A 19,006-nucleotide genomic window follows, 5' to 3' on the forward strand; every position below is an offset into this window, starting at 1 on the left:
CCGGGGTAGCGGACCAATCAGGAATATCAGTCTAAGATCCTCTCAGGGAAACGTCTGCGCGTTTACCGGATTCCGGGGGCACGGACACGGGGCGCAGTCAGGGGGCACGGTCAGGGGCCGGGGGACCCCCGGCGGAGTCGTCCGGCAGCCCACCCACGCCACCGCCGCCGGACGCGCCACCGCCGGACGCGCCAAAGGCCCCGGGCCCCATGTGGGGATACACGTGGTCGGCAGGCGGAGCGAGATTCTCCTTGATCACCCGTGGGCTGACCCAGCGCAGCAGGTTCTGCGCGGAACCGGCCTTGTCGTTGGTACCGGAACGGCGAGCGCCGCCGAACGGCTGCCTGCCGACCACGGCCCCGGTCGGCTTGTCATTGACGTAGAAGTTGCCGGCCGCGAAGCGCAGCACGTGTTCGGCGCGAGCGATCGCCGAGCGGTCGGTCGCGACGACGGCACCGGTGAGCGCGTAGGACGAGGTCCGATCGATCAGTGTCAGCACGTCGTCCCAGGCACCTGGCCGGTTGTCGTCGTNGACGTGAACCGACAGGATCGGGCCGAACAGCTCGCGGGTGAACCACTCCCGCCCGGGATCGGTGCCGAGCAGCACCGTCGGCCGGACGAACCAGCCGACAGCGTCGTCGCACTGTGCCCCGGCGAGAACGGTGACGGTCGAATCGCTGGCAGCGCGGGTGCACGCGGCGGCCAGGCGATCGTAGGCGCGCGCGTCGATGACCGCACCGGTGAAATGGTCGAAGTCGCTGACGTCCCCCACCGACAGTGCCTCGGTCGCGGCGGCGAGTTCGGCGTCCAGGCGCCGCCACAGGCTTGCGGGCAGGTACGCCCGGGAGGCCGCCGAGCATTTCTGGCCGCTGTACTCGAAGGACCCCCGCAGCAGCGCGGTACGCAGCACGTCGACGTCGGCCGAGGGATGCGCCACCACGAAGTCCTTGCCACCGGTCTCCCCGACGATCCGCGGATAGGAACGGTAGCCGTCCAGATTCTCGCCGACCGCCCGCCACAGCCGGGCGAAGACGGCGGGAGAACCGGTGAAATGAACGCCGGCCAGATCCGGGTCGGAGAACACCACGTCGCTGACCGGTTCACCCGAACCGCCGACGAGGTTGATGACGCCGGGCGGCAACCCCGCCGATTCCAGCAGCCGCATCAGGAAATGTGCGGCGAACGCCTGCGTGGGAGCCGGCTTCCAGACGACAGTGTTCCCCATCAACGCCGGCGCGGTCGCCAGGTTCCCGGCGATGGCGGTGAAGTTGAACGGACTGACCGCGTAGACGAATCCCTCCAGTGGACGCAGATCCAGCCGGTTCCATTCCCCGATCCCGCTGGCCGGCACGTCGGCCAGCAACTCGGCGGCGAACATCACGTTGAACCGCCAGAAGTCGATCAGCTCGCAGGCGGCGTCGATCTCCGCCTGTTGGCAGGTCTTCGACTGGCCCAGCATGGTGGCCGCGTTCAGCGTGTCCCGCCACGGGCCGGCGAGCGCCTCCGCGGCGCGCAGGAGCACCGCGGCCCGTCCCGCGAAACCCAGATCCCGCCAGCCGGGGGCGGCCTTCTTCGCCGCGGCGACCGCCGCGGCCGCGTCCGCGTGGGTGCTCTCTCGCAGCGTTCCGAGCACCCGCCGGTATGCATGAGGCTGCACGACGTCGCGGGCCGGGCCGCCGCCGAGATGCTGGTGTCCCCCGATCGTGTTAGTCAGCTCGATGTGCTCNCCGCCCAGCCGGAGCAGGGCCCGCCGCAGACTGGCACGTTCCGGGCTACCCGGGGCGTAGGAACGGGTCGGTTCGTTACGCGCGACCGGAACCGTCACCGGTCCGGTCGCCACGCGCTCTGCTTCGTCCCGTCGCACGCTCCGTCCCCCGTCCAACCAGCCCGCGTCCCAGGCCCGCCCATAATCCCAGGCCCGCCGCGTCCCAGGCCCGCCGCGTCCCAGGCCCGCCGCGTCCCAGGCCCGCCGCGTCCCAGGCCCGCCGCGTCCCAGGCCCGCCGCGTCCCAGGCCCGCCGCGTCCCAGGCCCGCCGCGTCCCAGGCCCGCCCATAATCCCAGGCCCGCCGCGTCTCAGGCCCGACTCCGGAGCGCGCGGGCGGCAAGCAGCAGGTTCGTGGGTCTCTCCACCAGCCGCCGGGTCAGGTACGGCACGCAGTCCGCCCCGTAGGGCACATACNCCCGCNCCGTGGCCCCGGTCGACGCCAACCGCCGCTGCTCGCCCGGGCGTACCCCGTACAGCAACTGGTATTCGAAGGTCGCGGGCAGGCGTCCCACGTGCTCGGCGAACCGGCCGGCGAGGTTCAGGAGGGCGGGATCGTGAGTGGCAATCATGGGATAGCCCGATCCGGTGAGCAGGATTCCCAGACAGCGGGCGTACGCGGCGGCGACGGCCGGACGTCCCTGGTAGGCCACGGCGGACGGTTCGCGGTAGGCGCCCTTGCACAGCCGCACCCGTGACCCGGCGGTGGCGAGGTCACGGCAGTCCGTCTCGGTGCGCAGAAGCTGCGCCTGCAGGACGGCGCCGACGAAGGGGAAGTCGCGACGCAGCTCCACCAGGGTGTCCAACGTCGAGTCCGTGGTGGTGTGATCCTCCATGTCCAGGGTGACCGTCGCGTTCGCCGCCGCTGCCCGCGCGCAGAGCTCGGCGGCGTTCTCGTATGACAGCTTGCGGCCGTCGCGGGGCACGGCCTGACCGAGCGCGGACAGCTTCACCGAGACGTCGAGACCGGCGGCGATCCCCGCGCGGTCGGCGAGGTCGAGCAGCCCGAGGTAGGCCAGCAGAGTGTCGGCCGCGTCCTGCGCACGGGTGATGTCCTCACCGAGCAGATCCACTGTCGCCAGGAGGCCGAGGTCGGCAAGTCCGGCTACCGCGGCGATCGCGTCCGTATCGGACGGGCCGGCGACGAAGCGATCGATGATCCCCCGGGCGAGGGGGGTACGTGTGACGAGCGCGCGGGTGAGCGGATGGCGGGACACGGGAGGCATCAGCTTTTGGATCATATCGATCGTCCCTCTGAGGCGACGTGACAGAATGAGCGCGATCCGAAGCTTCACGTAAGCTCAATGCTCTGTCCAGCCCAGCGGCGCGGAATGCCGCGCCGTCTCAGAGCGCGCCGTCTCAGAGCGCGCCGTCTCAGAGCGCGCCGTCTCAGATGCGACGCAGGCCGGCGAGTACCCGGTCGAGCAACTCGAGCTGCGGGGCTCCCGTCGGCATGGTGAGCTGGGAGATCTCTACCAGGCGGTCCGCCGCCGCGTCGGCGACGAGCACGCGGACGACGCCCACGGGCAAACGCAGCTCGGCCGCGATCTCGATCACCGACTGAGGCTGCACGCACATCGCGACGATCGACTTCTGTTCGAGAAGCAGGACGGACAGCCGCCCGCGGCCGAGCGGTGTCGTGGTCACCATGGCCTCGAGCGCCAGCAGACGGGACGGGCGCGCCCGGCCGCGGGTCGCCGTGTACGGCCGCACAAGCTCGCCCGACGGCTCCACCGCGTCCCCGTTCACGTGATCACCTGATCACCTGGTCATAGGGGTATGGGGTCATGGGGGATGTCACCTGGTGGACACCTGGTCACACACTTTCGCGGCGGGCCGGGGNGAGCGCCTCCCGGGTCCGGGCGACGAGCACCGTCATCTCGTACCCTACGAGCCCGATATCGCAGGTGTTGGTGGCGAGCACGGCCAGATAGGACCCCTCCCCGACTGCCATGAGCAGCAGCGAGCCCTGGGCCATCTCGACGATGGTCTGGGTGACGTGGCCGCCGTCCACGAAGTCGGCGGCGGCCAGGGTCAGGCTGAACAGACCGGACGCGAGAGAACCCAGCCGTTCCGCCCGCTCCCGCGGGAGACCAGTGCAGACGGCGAGGAGATGCCCGTCCGAGGACGCGACGATCGCATTGGCCNCGCCGGGCACGAAGTCGACGAAGTTGTTGACGAGCCAGTCGAGCGAGGGATGCTCGGGATCCGCGCGGGTCACGCGTCCTCCAGACTATGCGAATCAGACGGTGCGAATCAGACGGTGTGGTGTCCGCGCGCAGGCAGGAAGGGTGCGGATGGTCATCCGTCCCCGCCAGGCTCGTCAGGGGTCTCCCTTGACACCACGGGCATGGTGAACGCCTTCGTACAGTCGGCTCAGGCGGCCGCGGATCCGTTCGGGCGCCACCGTCTGCCGTTCCGGGGCCGGCGTGAGCGCCGCTGCCGGGCCGAAAAGGTCGGGACCGGCATCGGGGGGGCGAGCGGTCGCGGACCTGGACGGGGGCGTGCCCAACGGGTCCGGGCCGAGGAGCCCGTGGGTCTGCGGGGCGCGGATCGGCAGCCCGGAGGGGGTCCTGGGACCGTCTGGCCCGATGGGGGGATGGTCACTCACCGCCGCTTCGCCTGAGCCCGGTACCCCACCGACGGTTATCGCCCCGCCTGACCGTGCCGCCCCACCGGCCGCTGAGGGCTCAAGGGACGCGGGTGGCTCAAGGGACGCGGGTGGCTCAAGGGACGCGGGTGGCTCAAGGGACGCGGGTGGCTCAAGGGACGCGGGTGGGATGCGCTCCGCGGAACGCGACGGTGCCGGATCTCGCGTGAACCAGTTGAACTTCTCCTCGGGGACCTCGGGGACCTCGGAGGGCTCGGAGGGCTCGGGCGACCGCACCGCGGCGGCGCGCATCCTTCTGTCCGCCCCACGCTCGCGCCGACGACGGAGCGCGGCCACCGCCTCCTCTATCGGAGGCAGGGCGGCCCCGCCATCCGATCCCGTGGCGGCGCCCGGACGCGNCCCGCCACCCGCCTCGGCCGCGGTGGGCAGGTCGGCGTCGTCGGCGAGCTCGTCAACGACGTCGAGATCGACACCGCGCGGCCGGAACCACTCCTCGGTCGGTGTGTAGGAGGTGTAGGAGCCGAGAGCGGCCGGCGGCGTATCGGGACCGCCGAGCGACCCCGCAGGCCCAGCAGGCCCCGCAGGCCCGTAACCGTTCAGGCCCGTCGCACCGGGCCCCGCCAGGCCGGGAGCCGCCAGGCCGTTGCCATGAGACGCGCTGCCATGAGACGCGCTGCCATGAGACGCGCTGCCACGAGACGCGCTGCCACGAGACGCGCTGCCCGCGACGAGCAGCACGGCGGGCAGATGGACGAGCGCGCGANCCCCGCCGGTATCCGAGCGTGCCAGCCGCACCTCGATGTCGTGCCGCGCGGCCAGGCGGGCCACGACGAACAGGCCGAGGCGTTGGGCGATCGAGAAGTCGAACACCGGAGGCTCGGCCAGCCGCTGGTTGGCTGCGGTCAGCTCCTTCTCCGACATCCCGAGGCCGGCGTCGTCGATGATGATGAGCAATCCGCCGTCGTCAAGGCGGGACGCCGCGAGGTCGACCGCGAGGTATGGCGGGGAGAACTGGGCGGCGTTCTCCAACAGCTCGGCGACGAGGTGGACGACGTGGTTGACGGAGTCGGCCGCAACCTGCACCTCCGGCACCTCGATGATCTGGATCCGTTCGTACTGCTCGATCTCGCCGATCGCGGCCTGCAGCACGTCACCCAGCGGTACCGGACCCGCCCGGCGCCGGCCCGGGCCGGCCCCCGCGAGCACGAGCAGGTTCTCGCTGTTGCGGCGCATCCGGGTCGCCAGGTGGTCGAGCTTGAACAGGTTCTCCAGCTGGAGGGGGTTCTCCTCGCTGGCCTCCAGCCGGTCGATGAGCGCGATCTGCCGTTCGATGAGGCTCTGGCTGCGCCGGGACAGGCTCAGGAACAGGGTGTTGACGTTGCGCCGCAGGCCGGCCTGTTCGGTGGCCAGCCGCACCGCCTCGTGCTGCAGCTCGTCGAAGGTGCGCGCGACCTCGCCGATCTCGTCGCGGGAGTCGACGGNGATGGACCGGATCGTCGTGTCGACCTGGTCCGGGTACGCGGTTTGCAGCTGCTCGATCAGGCGGGGAAGGCGCTCGTGGGCGACGTCGAGGGCGCCCGTCCGCAGTCTGCGCAGGGGGCCGGTCATCGTGCGCGCGATCGCCAGCGTCCACACGATCGCACCGGCCATGATAATGATGATCAGCGCGCCGAGGATGGCGGTTCGCTCCCAGGCGGTGGAGCGCAGGTCGCTCGCGGACCCGATGACGTCGTCGAGCAGTCCGGTCTCGACGGTGCGCAGCAGCTCGATGTGGGTGGTGCTGGCCGCGAACCACTGGTCGGGATCGATGCCGAGGTCGGGCAGCCGCTGACGCTGGATGGCACGGTCGGAGGTGCGCTTGACCGTCAGCACCGCCTGACCGTTGACGATCTGATCATAGCGGGTCCGGTCGCTGGGTCGGGCTGCGGCGCGGAACGCGTCCTGGGCCGTCTGCTCCTCGGCGAGGAGACCGGACATCCGTTCGGCGGCGCCGAACTCGAACCGGCCGGTGAGGGCCGCGGCGTAGAGCTGACCGCGGATCTGGGAGTTGATCTCCTTGATGGTCGACAGGTCATTGAGGACCGTGGTGGCGTAGCGGAGCTCGTCGTCGTCCCGGTCCTGCCCGATCCGGCGGTCGAAGGCGAGCAGGCGGCTGATCGTGGTCGAGTACTCGCTCAGGATCGCGCCGATGGGCAGCTTCCCGCCCCGGACGGCCTGACGCAGCGCGGGCAGTGCGGCGATGCTCTGCCGCACCCGCACGGACAGCGGGGAGGCCCCTCGGCCGAGACGGCCGGAGGAGGACCCCAGCGAGGCCTGGAAACGGGTTAGCACCTTGTCCACGACACGCTGCTCGGTGTTCAGCCGGTCGGCCAGCGCCCTGCTGGTCGGGGCGGCGCCACGCCCGCTCATGATGAAGCCCGCGGCGAGGTCCCGCTCGAGCTGCATCTCGTGCACCGCCGCGGTCACATCCCGGCCGAGCCTCGCCGAGGTCACCCCGTGACCGTAGCTGGCCGCGTCGGACAGCCAGGTCACGCCGGCGAGAATCGCTACCGCCAAGAAGGCCGCCATGGGCACCGCCAAGGCCGCGAAGAGCTTCCCGCGCACGGGGAGGTCGTGCAGGCGCAGCCGCCGCCACGGACGCGATCGGAACTCCCCCGCCCCGGTCGTAGCCACGGCGGGGGCCGCGGCCCCGGTCACGGCCCCGGTCACGGTCACGGTCACGGCCCCCGCCGAGTGCCGCCGACGCCGCACCGGGGATGGCTGCTCCCGGTCCCCGGGTGTGCCCGCGCCACAATGCCGGCTCTCGGCAGAGGAGCCCGGCGGGTCATCCGCCGCGACCCGCCTTCTTCCCGGCTGGACCACGAGATCCGTACCTCTCGCCCTCTCGGATCGCCCTCTGGAACTGTCCCGCCAGGCCAGTCCCGGCCCTGGCCGGCAAAGACTATGCCTTGGCCGGCAAAGACTATGTGGGCGCCCGATGTCGCCGCCGGTGGGGTCGCCAGTAGGCTCGCCTGACGATTGGCCCCGTCAATCACCCGCGCTGCTGGACAGCCCGGCTGCGGTTGTTGTCCGACAAACAACTAGTGTCGCCGCTGGCCACTGCCAGCTTTCACTCCTCACCGAGCCGGGCATGCGGGAGCACGATGATCCACGGGTTTCGAAGCACGGTCGCGGGCCTTGCGCTTCTCTCCGCGGTCGTGCTGGCCGCCTGTGGTAGCGGTGGCAAAGCCGAGCCGGCCCGAGTTTCCGGCGAGGTCAAGATCGGACTGCTCGCCCCCATGACCCATGGCGATACCGAGACGGGGCGTGACGCACAACGCGGAGCAGAGCTCGCCAGCCGTCTCATCAACGCCGGCGAAAGCTGGGCGAGCGACGGGACCAGAGACCTCTGGGGGCCAGCCGGCCGGGCCCATCTTTCTGTTGTGACATTGGATACAAGTAGCGATCCGCGCCAGACCGCGGACGCCACGTCACGCTTGGCGACCGACCACGGCGTCGTGGGCATCGTCGGCGCGTTCACCCCCGACGCCACCCTGGAAGCCAGCCAGCGGGCCGAACGCCTGCGGATCCCGTTCGTCAGCGGGGGCCCGTCGCTGACGGCGCTGACCGAACGTGGGCTGAGCTGGTTCTTCCGGATCGGACCCGACGCGGCCGACTACGGCGGCGCCTTCCTGTCCCTGCTGCGTGACGCCGAGCAGCCGGGCCAGGAACGCCGACGCGTCGCCCTGCTCTACACCAACGACGCCACCGGCCTCGATATGCAGGCGACCGTGGCGGAGTTCGCCGAGGAGACCGGTTACCCGATCGTGGCGAGCGTGGCCTACCAGCCGGGTACGGGCCAGCCGGGTACGGGCCAGCCGGGTACGGGCGATCTGGCCGCCGCTGTCGGCGCCCTGCAAGCCACTGCACCCGACATTGTACTGACGAATATTTCTCCCGGTCAGGGCGCAATTCTGGGAAACACTTTCCGGGATGGTGGATACATACCGCCCGCGGTTGTCGTGTACGGCGACCCGGCGGAGGCCGCCCGACTCGCCGCGGTTCCCGAGTTCGCCGATCGGGTCAGCCGCCAGGTCGCCTGGTCGATGCCCATCGCCCGGGCCAATCCGCTGGCCGCGAGAGTAATCGNCCGCTATCTGCACGATTTCGGGGCGCCGATGACCGAGAATGCGGCCGAGGCCTTCACCGCCATGACCACGATCGCGCAGGCAATCGATGACGCGGGCAGTACGGATCGTGAACTGGTCCGCTCCGCGTTGACCGCCCTGAATCTACCCGCGAGTTCGACCATCATGCCGTGGAACGGCGTCCATTTCGACGGAACCCACCAGAACACACTTTCCGCAACAGCGATCGAACAGACCACCGGTACGACATTCAGAACCGTCTACCCCCGCGACCTGGCCACGACGACGGTCAAGTGGCCCGCGCCGGGGACGGCCGTGACGACTGTCGGACACCCATCATCGAGGGCGACGTCGGCGTCACAGTCGACGCCGGGGACCAGGACCAGGACACGGACACGGAACGAGTAGGTACCCGGATCGTTCTCCCCCTGACCCGTCCACGGATCACCTCGCCGGCGCGAGATCCGCCACCAGCACCGGATCGAGGCCGCCGGGGGTGCCGTCCGGCTCGGTCTTCTCCAGCCGGAACCGGGCCGCGCGTCCGTCGAGTTCGAGGACGGCGAGCACACCGCCTGCCACACCGGGCTCGGCGCCGTGGCCGCGGCGCCGTGGCCGCTGGGCGAAGCCGTCACCGGACTGCTGACCATGGTGGCGGTCTGGGCGACCCTCTCCCGGAGACTCCTGTACGCGAGCCCTGGAGCCGCCGGCGGCGCATACCTGGCGGCGCGCACCTGGCGGCCAGGTGGTGCTGGCGACGGCGCCACGCGAGCCACTCCGGGAAGTCGGACGACAGGCTCGTCGTGTAGCGCCGTTCACGGCAGCGCGAGCGAGGATATTCTGAGGGTTTTTGAGCTGGTCCTTCAAATTCGGACCTTCCTTCAGCTATGAGCCGGTCTATGCAACTGTTGCCGCACGGAGGAGATCGGAGGTATGTCGGCTGTAGGGGTTGCGTCGGGGTATCTGGTCGGAGTCGACCCAGGGCGGAGGGATGAATTCGGGCCGGCGATCGTGGCCGATTCGGACGATCCAGCCGTGATGGTGGATGAGCCTGTGATGATATCCACACAGTAGTACCAGATTGTCAAGTGAGGTTCTTCCACCGTCTATCCAATGACGAACGTGGTGAACTTCGCACCATGACGGCGGCCGGTCACACCCCGGGAATGAACAGCAGACGTCTCGGGCGATGACGGCGCGGCGTAGGTCCGCGGGTGCGGTGCGGTGGGCCCGTCCGACGTCGAGGGGGACGCTCGCCGCATCGAAGACGACGCGGGTGACCGTGGCGTCACAGGCCAGCCGGCGCAGGACACTGGCCGGCAGGGGTTGACCCCAACTGGTGGTGGCGGGCGTACCTCCCTGGCCGAGTAGTGCCGTCCAGGAGACGGTGACGGTGAGGTGGGGGCGCACGCCGCCGGTGACGGGCAGGGCTGCGGTGGCGAGGGTGCGGTGAAGGAGGTCGACGAGGGCGTCGGCGCGGCGCTGTGCAGGTGTGCGGGGGTCGAGGGTGCCGTCGTCGGCGGGGCGGGGNTTGGCCAGCGGGTCAAGTGCGCTGCGTAGGAGCGCGGCGGCTTCGGCGTCGAGTTCGCCGGNGATACGGGNGCTACCCCCGGGCAGATCGGTGATCCACAGGCCGCGCCGATCCGCGGGGGCGTCGCCCGAATCCTGGTTGCCGTTGCCCGAATCCTGGTTGTCGTTGCCGGGGTTCTGGTTGTCATCGCCGGCCGGGCCCCCTGCGGGGCCGGGAGACGTGCCGGAGTCGGCGCCCTCACGGTCGCCGTTCTGGCTGCCGGTGTTGGCGGGGCCGTCGCCGCCGGGGCTGGTGTCGATGCGGGTGAGTTGTTCCCGCAGGTGCCGGCCAAGACGGGCCAGTTCGCGGGGGTCGAACATCCGGGCCAGCTCCAGCAGGGATGCCTCCGCCGCGGTGTACACCTGCGCGTCCAGGCCGCGGGGGAGAGAACGGATCGTCGTGCGGACCTCAACCGCCTGCTCGACCGTGATCGCGCCGGCGGCCAGGGCCGCACCGGTGGCACTCAGCGGTCCGTCCACGGCCAGGGCCAGGGCCAGATCGACCAGGCGATGGGCGTCCCCCGGCCGGATCCGCAGCCGTTCCCGCAGCAGCGCCGCGGTGCTGGTAGCCCCCTCCCGCACGGCCAGGTTCCGGCCGTGGGCCTCTCGCACCAGCGCGAGCCGTACCGCGGCCAGGCGGGCCAGCTCCACCGAACAGTCGTCCAGGGCGCCGTACAACTCGGCATCCGACAACGACCACACCGGCGCATCCAACAGGCCGCCGACCTGCTCGGCCACTACCGCCAAACCCGACGGCACCAAATGCTGCCCGAGGGCCGGGCCGGCAGTGATGGTCATGGATCAAGCGTAGATCACACAACCCCCGATGTCGAACTCATGTTCGATTGCCGTAACTAGGTGCTGTGGTCGTAGCGGAAATGAGGACCGGCGTGCTGGTGCGCGCCCTGCGCGAAGATCCCGNTCGCCCTCGGCTTCACGTGTATGGCCGGCGGCCTGCCGGCCGGGACCGTCCCCGCACCCCGCCCGGGCCGCCCTCGACTCCCCCGGCAGCCCGGGGCACGGCCTCGAGCACGGTCCAGAGCCCATCCCGCGCCTGCGATTGTTCNCTTCTCNGGTGNAAAATCTGCNCCCGCCGCGGACAACGACCCGACACGCTGCTAGCGTCGAAGCCGTGAGGTCGTATGCCGGATATCCGGGACGGTTGCGCGCCGCTCTGCGATGTTCGGGGGGATGCCCGAACATCGGTACACCGAATGGTCACCCATCCCGCACGGCCGCCTTCGACGGGCTGTGTCCAGGCTCCTGACCTTTTCCGTACCACACGATCTTAGGCATTCCGACCGGGCCCCGGGGAAGCGGCCCGGTTCGGCAGCCGGACCGTCCACCGCCGCACCGCGCGAGCAACCGTGAGGAACCGCGGACGAGGACAGCCATCGCGGATTAGTCGCAGAGGCATCGGTGCCCGGCCAGCGCCCCACGGCCGGCGCCCAGTACACCGCCGACACGCCGGCACCGCCGGCACCGCCGACACCCCACCGCCGACACCCCACCGCCGACACCGCCGACACCGAACACCGACTTCGACCCGGGGAGAATCACCCTATGAGCACCGAGAGCTGGTCGTTCGAGACCCAGCAGATCCACGCGGGAGCCCAGCCGGACCCGGCGACCGGCGCCCGAGCCGTGCCGATCTACCAGACCACCAGCTACGTCTTCCGCGACACCGACCACGCCGCCGCTCTGTTCGCCCTCGGTGAGCCCGGAAACATCTACACCCGGATCATGAACCCCACTCAGGACGTCTTCGAGCAGCGCATCGCCGCCCTCGAAGGTGGGATCGGGGCGCTCGCGGCGGCGTCGGGGCAGGCCGCGGAGACGCTGGCGATCCTGAACCTGGCCGAGGCCGGCGACCACGTGGTCTCCTCGGCCAGCCTGTACGGCGGGACGTACAACCTGTTCCACTACACCCTGCCGAAGCTGGGCATCGAGGTCTCCTTCGTCGGCGATCCCGATGATCTCGAGGAGTGGCGGGCGGCGGTACGGCCCACCACGAAGGCGTTCTACGGGGAAACGATCGGCAACCCCCGCGGCGACGTCCTCGACACCGTCGGGATCTCCGAGGTCGCCCACGCGCACGGGATCCCGCTCATCGTTGACAACACCCTCGCGACGCCCTATCTGTACCGGCCGCTGGAGCACGGCGCGGACATCGTCGTCCACTCGGCGACGAAGTTCATCGGCGGCCACGGCACCGCGATCGGCGGCGTCATCGNCGACGGCGGCCGGTTCGACTTCGGCGCCTCCGGCCGGTTCGCGAACTTCACCACTCCCGACCCGAGCTACCACGGTCTAGTCTACTGGGACGCGCTCGGTCACGGCTCGTACATCGCCAAGGCACGAGTGCAGCTACTGCGCGACCTCGGCCCGGCGATCTCCCCGTTCAACTCGTTCCTGCTGCTCCAGGGTCTGGAGACGCTGTCGCTGCGGATCGAGCGGCACACCGCGAACGCCCGGCGGGTCGCCGAGTGGCTCGATGCGCGCGACGAGGTGAGCTGGGTGGCCTACCCGGGCCTGCCATCGTCGCGGTGGTACTCCCGGGCGCAGAAGGTGCTCCCCCGCGGCGCCGGCGCGATCCTGTCCTTCGGCATCGTCGGTGGCGCCGAGGCCGGGAAGAAGTTCGTCGAGGGGGTCGAGCTGTTCAGCCATCTGGCGAACGTCGGCGACGTCCGCTCACTGATTATCCATCCCGCGACGACGACGCACTCCCAGCTCACCGAGGCCGAGCAGACCGCGACCGGGGTCACCCCGGATCTCGTCCGCCTGTCGGTCGGCATCGAGGGGATCGACGACATCCTGGCCGACCTCGATGCCGGGTTCCGTGCGGCCAAGAGCTGAGTCGCGTGGCACCGGTGCGGCCCTTTCGGTCGAACCGGTACCGCCGACGGTCCAACCGATACCGCCGACGGTCCAACCGATACCGCCGACGCCACCGCCCGCCTCCGGGGCATGGCGCGCCGGGATCGACCCGGTGGGACGGCGCCGGTTCGTCGACCTGCCGGGACCGCTGCAGCTGGAACGCGGCGGCATCCTGCCCGGCGTGACGGTGGCCTACGAGACGTGGGGCCGCCTCGACGCCGCGGCCACCAACGCGGTGCTGGTCCTGCACGCGCTCACCGGGGACAGTCACGCCGTCGGCCCGCCCGGGCCGGGCCATCCCACCCCAGGCTGGTGGGATGGCCTGATCGGGCCTGGGCGGGCCCTCGATACCGATCGCCTCTTCGTGGTCTGTCCGAATGTGCTGGGCGGCTGTCAGGGCACGACCGGGCCAGCCAGTCCCGCGCCGGACGGCCGACCCTGGGGCGGCCGATGGCCCGAGATCACGATCTCCGATCAGGTCACGGTGGAGGTCGCCGTCGCCGACGCGCTCGGCATCCGGCGCTGGGCCGCGGTGGTCGGCGGCTCGATGGGGGGCATGCGGGCCCTGGAGTGGGCTGTCGGCCATCCCGACCGGGTCGACCACGCCGTGGTCCTGGCCTGCGGCGCGGCTGCGACGGCGGAGCAGATCGGGTTGTCCGCGGTGCAGCTTCGTGCGATCATCGACGACCCGGCCTGGAACGGCGGCGACTACCACGGCCGGCCCGGCGGACGCGGCCCGGACGCCGGCATGGGTCTGGCCCGGCGGGTGGCCCAGATCAGCTATCGCAGCGAGGCCGAACTGGAGGAGCGGTTCGCGGATCGGACCCGGCCCGACGGGTTGTTCGAGGTCGCCTCCTACCTCGACCACCATGCCGGCAAGCTGGCCGCTCGGTTCGACGCCGGCACTTACGTCGCACTGACCCGGGCGATGATGACCCAGGACGTCGGCCGGGGGCGCGGGGGGCGCGCGTCGGCGCTACGGTCCTGCCCGGTGCCGTTCACCGTCGCGGGGGTCGACTCCGACCGGCTCTATCCCCTCCATCTGCAGGAGTACATCGCCGAGCGCGTCGGCGCGCCGTTGCGCGTCGTCCACTCGCGGCGCGGGCACGACGGGTTTCTGATCGAGACCGAGCAGGTCGCCGCAATCGTCCACGACGCCCTCCGGACGGCCTGACCCGGAACTGATTATCCGCACAGTTTATCCGCACGTTGACGGCACCGCGCGGCACTCTGACGGCACGGCGCGGCACGTTGACGGCACGGCACCCCGGCCCGTCACCTTGAGCGTGTATGAACCGCTGCATGGTGACCCCCTCCGCCGGTCCGCCGGGTGCCCGCCCGGGCGGGCTGTTCGCCACCATCCGCGCGGCCCTGCCAGGCCTGCTCCCGAGCGAGCAGCGGGTGGCCGAAGTGTGTCTGGCCCGTCCGGGGGACGTGGTCGAATGGTCCGCTGCGCAGCTCGCGGAGGCCGCGGGAACATCGACGGCCACGGTGGTGCGCGCCTGCCAACATCTCGGCTTCCGCGGATTCCAGCATTTCCGCGTCGAGCTCGCCCGGGAGAGCGGGGCCGCGGCGCTGCGCGGTGAGATCGGCCGAACGGACGCCGCCGACCCGGTCGAGCGCCTGGTGGACACCGTCTTCGGCGCGGCGACCGCGGTGCTCGCCGACGCGCTCGGCCCGCTGGACCGGTCCCGTCTCGCGCCCGCCGTGGACCTGCTGGACCGGGCCGACCGGCTGCTCGTCATCGGCAACGGCGGATCGGCTCCGGTCGCCCAGGACGCGGCGTTGCGCTTCCTGGGTATGGGCCGGCCGGCCGAGGCGCCGGGCGACTCGATCGCCCAGGAACTCACCGCCCGCCTGCTCGCGCCCTCGGACGTCTGCCTGGTTATCACGAGCAGCGGAGCGAACGAGCCGAGTCTGCGGGCCGCGGAGGCGGCCCGGACCGCGGGCGCCGCCGTCATCGGCATCACCAGCTACACGGCCGGTCCCCTGGCCGAGATCGCCGACATCAGCCTCGTGGTGGGGGCGCCCGACTGGCCCATCAGCTCGGACATGATCGCAAGCCGGCTNGCCTCCCTGCTGCTGCTCAACGCCCTGCAACTCGCGGTCGGCCTGCGCCGCACGGACAACCCGCTGCTGGCCGGAACCATCATGCGGGACGTCCAGGGCCACTCCGTGCGGGCGGAGGACGGCCCGCGGCGGCCCGCGGCGGATCCCGGCCTCGGGGCCGCCGATCCCTACGAGTTCTGACCGATGACCGGTCGGGTCAGGGGACNCGCGGACAGCTACGAAAGCGTCCCACCGGCAAGGCGCTTGGCCGGAGATTCGTTGCGGTAAGTGACTGTCCCCCGTTTCCCGACCGTCATGGACCATTCATCTCGGTACCCGAGACTGCCTCTGTAACGAGGAACCGGGAGGCAGGCGCGCTCCTGGAGCAGACGTACACGGGGTGCTGGGTGGCAGAAATCCGGATCGAGGGCCTCACGAGGCGCTTCGGAAACGTCCGTGCGGTGGACGACGTCTCCCTCGACGTGGCGGACGGCGACTTCCTCGTTCTGCTGGGACCGAGCGGCTGCGGGAAGACCACGCTGCTGCGCATGATCGCCGGCCTGCTGGAGCCGAGCGAGGGACGCATCATGCTCGGCGATCGCGACATCACCCATGTCCCCGCCCGACGGCGCGACCTCGCCATGGTCTTCCAGAGCTACGCGCTGTACCCGCACCTGACGGTCGAACGCAACATCGGGTTTCCGCTGCGGGCCGCGCGCCGCCCCAAGGCGGAGATCGCCCGGCGCGTCCGCGAGGTCGCCGACCAGCTCGAACTCGGCGGGCTGCTCCACCGGCGCCCCCGTGAGCTGTCCGGCGGGCAGCGCCAACGGGTGGCGCTCGGCCGTGCGCTGGTCCGTGACCCCCAGGCGTTCCTCATGGACGAACCCCTCTCGAACCTCGACGNGAAACTGCGCACCGCGACCCGCACCGAGCTCGCCGGACTGCACCGCCGGCTGGGCCGGACCTTCATCTACGTCACCCACGACCAGGTGGAGGCCATGTCGATGGCAACCCGCGTGGTCCTGCTCAACGGCGGCCGCGTGGAACAGGTGGGCAGCCCGACCGAGGTCTACGACACGCCGGCCTCGGTGTTCGTCGCCGGCTTCCTCGGCGCACCGCCGATGAACCTGATCGAGGCCCGGGTGGAGGCCGACGGCGACCTGCTGGCGGTCCGCGCGGACGGGCTGCGCATCCCGCTGTGGCCGGGCTTCGACGAACCCCGCGACGTCATCGTCGGTCTGCGACCCGAGAACCTGACGCTGTTGCCCGGCTCGGCCGAGTCGCCCCGCCCGGCCGAGCCGCCCCACCCGGCCGAGGCATCGACGGCATCACCCGGCTTGACGGCATCACCCGGGTCGACCGCGCNGATCGAAGGTGTCGTGACCACGGTCGAGAACCTCGGCAGCGAGGAGGTGGCCTGGTGCGACGTCCACGGTCAGGCCGTCGCGCTGCGTGGCCCCCGCCCGATCGGACTGGCCGCCGGTGACCGGGCCCGACTCACTGTCGACGTCTCACGGGTGCACCTGTTCGCTCGGGCGAGCGGACGTCGTCTCGCCTGGCGGCCACCGGATCCCCGGGAATCCCTGACCATCCCCGTGCCCGGCGCGCTCGCCGCATCCCCATCCCCCGCTTCGCCCGCGCCCGCCGCGGTCTGAGCTGCGACCAGACCAACCGGACCAGATCATCGCGATCCGGTCCGTCCGCCATCCCGTCGATCCCGTTGATCCCGTTGATCCCAACGTCCCGTTGATCCCAAGGAGCATCCCCGTGGCTCGACCACGCCTGCTGCGTGCCGCGGCTGGCCTCGCGTTGCTTGCGGCGCTCGCCTCCGCGTGTGCGACGTCCTCGTCCACACCCACGAGTACGGCCGCGAACGCCAGCACGATCCCCGAACTCTCCCCGGACCAGAAGGTCTCGATCGTCTTCGAAAGTTACAACCTCGCGAACGTCGGGACGTGGAAGCCGGTGATCGAGGGGCTGCTGCGCGACTTCCAGGCCGCGCATCCCAACATCACCGTCAAGGGCCAGCCGCCGCAGAACCTGGCCGGTAGCGCGAACAGCGGCGACTACGTCACCAGCATCAAGAACCAGGTGCTGGCAGGCAGCCCCCCGGACGTCGCCCAGATCACCTTCAACGCGCTGCGCTTCGCCGCCGGCAGCCTCGGCGCCCAGCCGCTCGACACGTTGGTCGGGCGGGAGGCCGTTCAGGCGAACTTCGGCGGCGAACACCCGTTCGCCCCGAAAGCCCGCACCCTCGGCGACGTTGACGGCAAGACCTACGCCGTCCCGTACGTCTTCTCCACCCCGGTTCTCTGGCTGAACAAGACCCTGTTCACCCAGGCCGGCCTCGACCCGGCCAAGCCGCCGAAGACCTGGGCGGAGGTAAAGACCGCGGCGCTTGCCATCAAGGCGAAGACCGGCAAGGACGGGGTCCTCATCGACTGTCTGACGAAGGTCGGGGACTGGTGTTTCCAGAGCCTGGTACGTTCGGCCGGCGGCCGAGTGATCTCCACCGACGGTACCAAGCTGTCCTTCGCCGATCCGCCGGGCGTCGAGGCGGTATCGATGGCCGCCGACCTGGTACACAGCGGCGTGATGCCGAACCTTGACCAGAAGCAGCAGGTCAAGGCGTTCAGCAGCGGTCAGGCCGGGATGCTGCTCGAAAGCAGCTCCCTGCAAGGGATGTTCATGGCCGGCGCCAAGGCGAACAACTGGCAGCTCGACGCCACCCAGGAACCCTCGTTCGGCTCGAAGCCGGTCATCCCCACCAACTCGGGAGCGGCACTGGCGATCTTCAGTAAGGACCCGGCCAAGCAGCGCGCCGCCTGGGAACTGATCAAGTTCCTCACCGGCGACCACGCCTACACCGAGATCTCCTCGAAGATCGGCTACCTGCCGCTGCGGACCGGCCTGATCGACGACCCGAAGAGCCTGCAGGCCTGGGCGAAGGCGAACCCGCTCATCAAGCCGAACCTCGACCAGCTCGCCCGGATCGAGCCGTGGGAGTCCTTCCCGGGTGACAACTACCTCCAGATCTCGGACACGATGATGACCGCGGTCGAAAGCGCCGTCTTCACCGGCAAGGATCCCGCATCCACCCTGGCCGCCGCACAGAAGCAGGCCACCAGCTTCCTGCCCCGGAAGTGACCGCCGTGCCCGTCGTAAGCACCGGGAGCACGGCCACCGCAGCGAGCACCGGGAGCGCCCCGGGCGACGGCGGGGCGCCGCNGGCGCGGCGCGTCCTGTCGCTGCCGGGCACGATCAACCTGCGCGACGTCGGCGGCTACCCGACTGTGCACGGACGCTCCCTGCGCTGGCGCACGCTGCTGCGCTCGGGCACGCTACGCGGGCTCGACGGCCGTGGGCAGGCCATCCTCGCGCAGATCGGGCTGCGCACGGTCATCGACCTGCGCGAGGACACCGAGGTGGCGCACGATCCGGACCAGCTCGGCCGGCTCGCCGCGACGCATCGGCGGGTGCCCGTCTACACCCTGCCGGTCGACCGGCACCAGACGGCCGGCGATCTGCGCAGCCTCTACGACCACGTCGTCGATCATCGAGGGGACCGCCTCACCGCGGCCATGCTCGCGCTCGCCACACCGGGGGCACTGCCCGCGATCGTGCACTGCAGCGCAGGCAAGGACCGCACCGGTCTGGTCATCGCTCTGGCGCTGGACCTCGCCGGGGTGCCAGCCGAGGTGATCGCGCAGGACTTCGCGCTGACCTCGTACTTCCTGCGGGACGAGGCCGCGGCGGCCGTCCAGCGCATCTCCGCCCTGATGTCCACCGACGGCGAGGAGCTGCCGGCCTCGCTGATGGCGAGCCCGCCCGACCTCATCCTGCACGCACTGGACCGNATCCACGCCCGGCACGGGGACACCCGCACCTACCTGCTCGCGCACGGGGCGACGGCGCACGCGCTGGACCGCCTCGTCGAGGCCCTGCTCGTGCCGGCGGAGGCCTCCGACGCCGGGCCGGACTGCGGTCCGCCGACCGCGGGCTGAACCCCAGCC

Annotated in this window: 14 protein-coding genes; 7 read left to right on the top strand and 7 right to left on the bottom strand. The window is 70.9% G+C overall.

Annotation, left to right across the window (positions count from 1 at the left end):
• Positions 1–97: 97 nt before the first annotated feature.
• The 5 genes from pruA to CED_RS12660 form a co-directional block, all read right to left on the bottom strand.
• Entirely contained in the window at positions 98–1,840 is a 1,743-nt protein-coding gene (gene pruA, locus CED_RS12640) for an L-glutamate gamma-semialdehyde dehydrogenase (protein WP_235187055.1), read from the bottom strand.
• Between the two features lie 234 nt (positions 1,841–2,074).
• The gene (locus CED_RS12645) at positions 2,075–3,004 is read right to left on the bottom strand and encodes a proline dehydrogenase family protein (protein ID WP_035910763.1); all 930 of its coding nucleotides are present in this window, start codon (positions 3,002–3,004) and stop codon (positions 2,075–2,077) included.
• 148 nt (positions 3,005–3,152) lie between these two features.
• A complete protein-coding gene (locus tag CED_RS12650; protein WP_011437211.1) occupies positions 3,153–3,512 on the bottom strand; it encodes a DUF742 domain-containing protein in 360 nt (119 codons plus the stop codon).
• Positions 3,513–3,579: 67 nt separating this feature from the next.
• Positions 3,580–3,984: a roadblock/LC7 domain-containing protein gene (locus tag CED_RS12655; protein WP_035910766.1), complete on the bottom strand. Its 405-nt coding sequence runs from the start codon at positions 3,982–3,984 to the stop codon at positions 3,580–3,582.
• Positions 3,985–4,086: 102 nt separating this feature from the next.
• Positions 4,087–7,089, bottom strand: a complete 3,003-nt coding sequence (locus CED_RS12660; protein WP_235187056.1) for a nitrate- and nitrite sensing domain-containing protein — start codon at positions 7,087–7,089, stop codon at positions 4,087–4,089.
• 428 nt (positions 7,090–7,517) lie between these two features.
• On the opposite strand from CED_RS12660, the gene CED_RS12665 reads away from it, so the two are divergent.
• Positions 7,518–8,909, top strand: a complete 1,392-nt coding sequence (locus CED_RS12665; protein ID WP_035910772.1) for an ABC transporter substrate-binding protein — start codon at positions 7,518–7,520, stop codon at positions 8,907–8,909.
• Positions 8,910–8,945: 36 nt separating this feature from the next.
• Here CED_RS12665 and CED_RS25785 read toward each other — a convergent pair whose 3' ends face one another.
• Entirely contained in the window at positions 8,946–9,080 is a 135-nt protein-coding gene (locus CED_RS25785; protein WP_023840763.1) for a hypothetical protein, read from the bottom strand.
• Between the two features lie 315 nt (positions 9,081–9,395).
• Positions 9,396–10,865, bottom strand: coding sequence for an HNH endonuclease signature motif containing protein (locus CED_RS12670; protein ID WP_035910775.1), 1,470 nt, complete (start codon positions 10,863–10,865; stop codon positions 9,396–9,398).
• A 765-nt stretch (positions 10,866–11,630) separates the two neighbouring features.
• Here CED_RS12670 and CED_RS12675 point away from each other — a divergent pair.
• From CED_RS12675 to CED_RS12700, 6 genes are all read left to right on the top strand, one after another.
• Complete coding sequence (locus CED_RS12675) at positions 11,631–12,923, top strand: bifunctional o-acetylhomoserine/o-acetylserine sulfhydrylase (RefSeq protein ID WP_035910778.1); 1,293 nt, start codon at positions 11,631–11,633, stop codon at positions 12,921–12,923.
• Positions 12,895–14,118 (top strand): homoserine O-acetyltransferase, encoded by a 1,224-nt coding sequence (locus tag CED_RS12680; RefSeq protein ID WP_011437218.1) that lies wholly within the window; start codon positions 12,895–12,897, stop codon positions 14,116–14,118. Before CED_RS12675 ends, CED_RS12680 begins: the two co-directional genes overlap by 29 nt.
• Before the next feature lie 128 nt (positions 14,119–14,246).
• On the top strand, positions 14,247–15,194 hold the full coding sequence (locus CED_RS12685) for a MurR/RpiR family transcriptional regulator (RefSeq protein ID WP_108913751.1): 948 nt from the start codon (positions 14,247–14,249) through the stop codon (positions 15,192–15,194).
• Between the two features lie 206 nt (positions 15,195–15,400).
• Positions 15,401–16,648 carry an ABC transporter ATP-binding protein gene (locus CED_RS12690; protein WP_035910781.1) on the top strand — a complete coding sequence of 416 codons (1,248 nt, stop codon included), beginning with the start codon at positions 15,401–15,403 and terminating at the stop codon, positions 16,646–16,648.
• Between the two features lie 112 nt (positions 16,649–16,760).
• Entirely contained in the window at positions 16,761–18,140 is a 1,380-nt protein-coding gene (locus CED_RS12695) for an ABC transporter substrate-binding protein (protein ID WP_011437221.1), read from the top strand.
• 5 nt (positions 18,141–18,145) lie between these two features.
• The gene (locus tag CED_RS12700; RefSeq protein ID WP_035910813.1) at positions 18,146–18,997 is read left to right on the top strand and encodes a tyrosine-protein phosphatase; all 852 of its coding nucleotides are present in this window, start codon (positions 18,146–18,148) and stop codon (positions 18,995–18,997) included.
• Positions 18,998–19,006 lie beyond the last annotated feature (9 nt).

Source organism: Frankia sp. CeD (genome assembly GCF_000732115.1).
Classification (GTDB): Bacteria; Actinomycetota; Actinomycetes; order Frankiales; family Frankiaceae; genus Frankia; species Frankia casuarinae.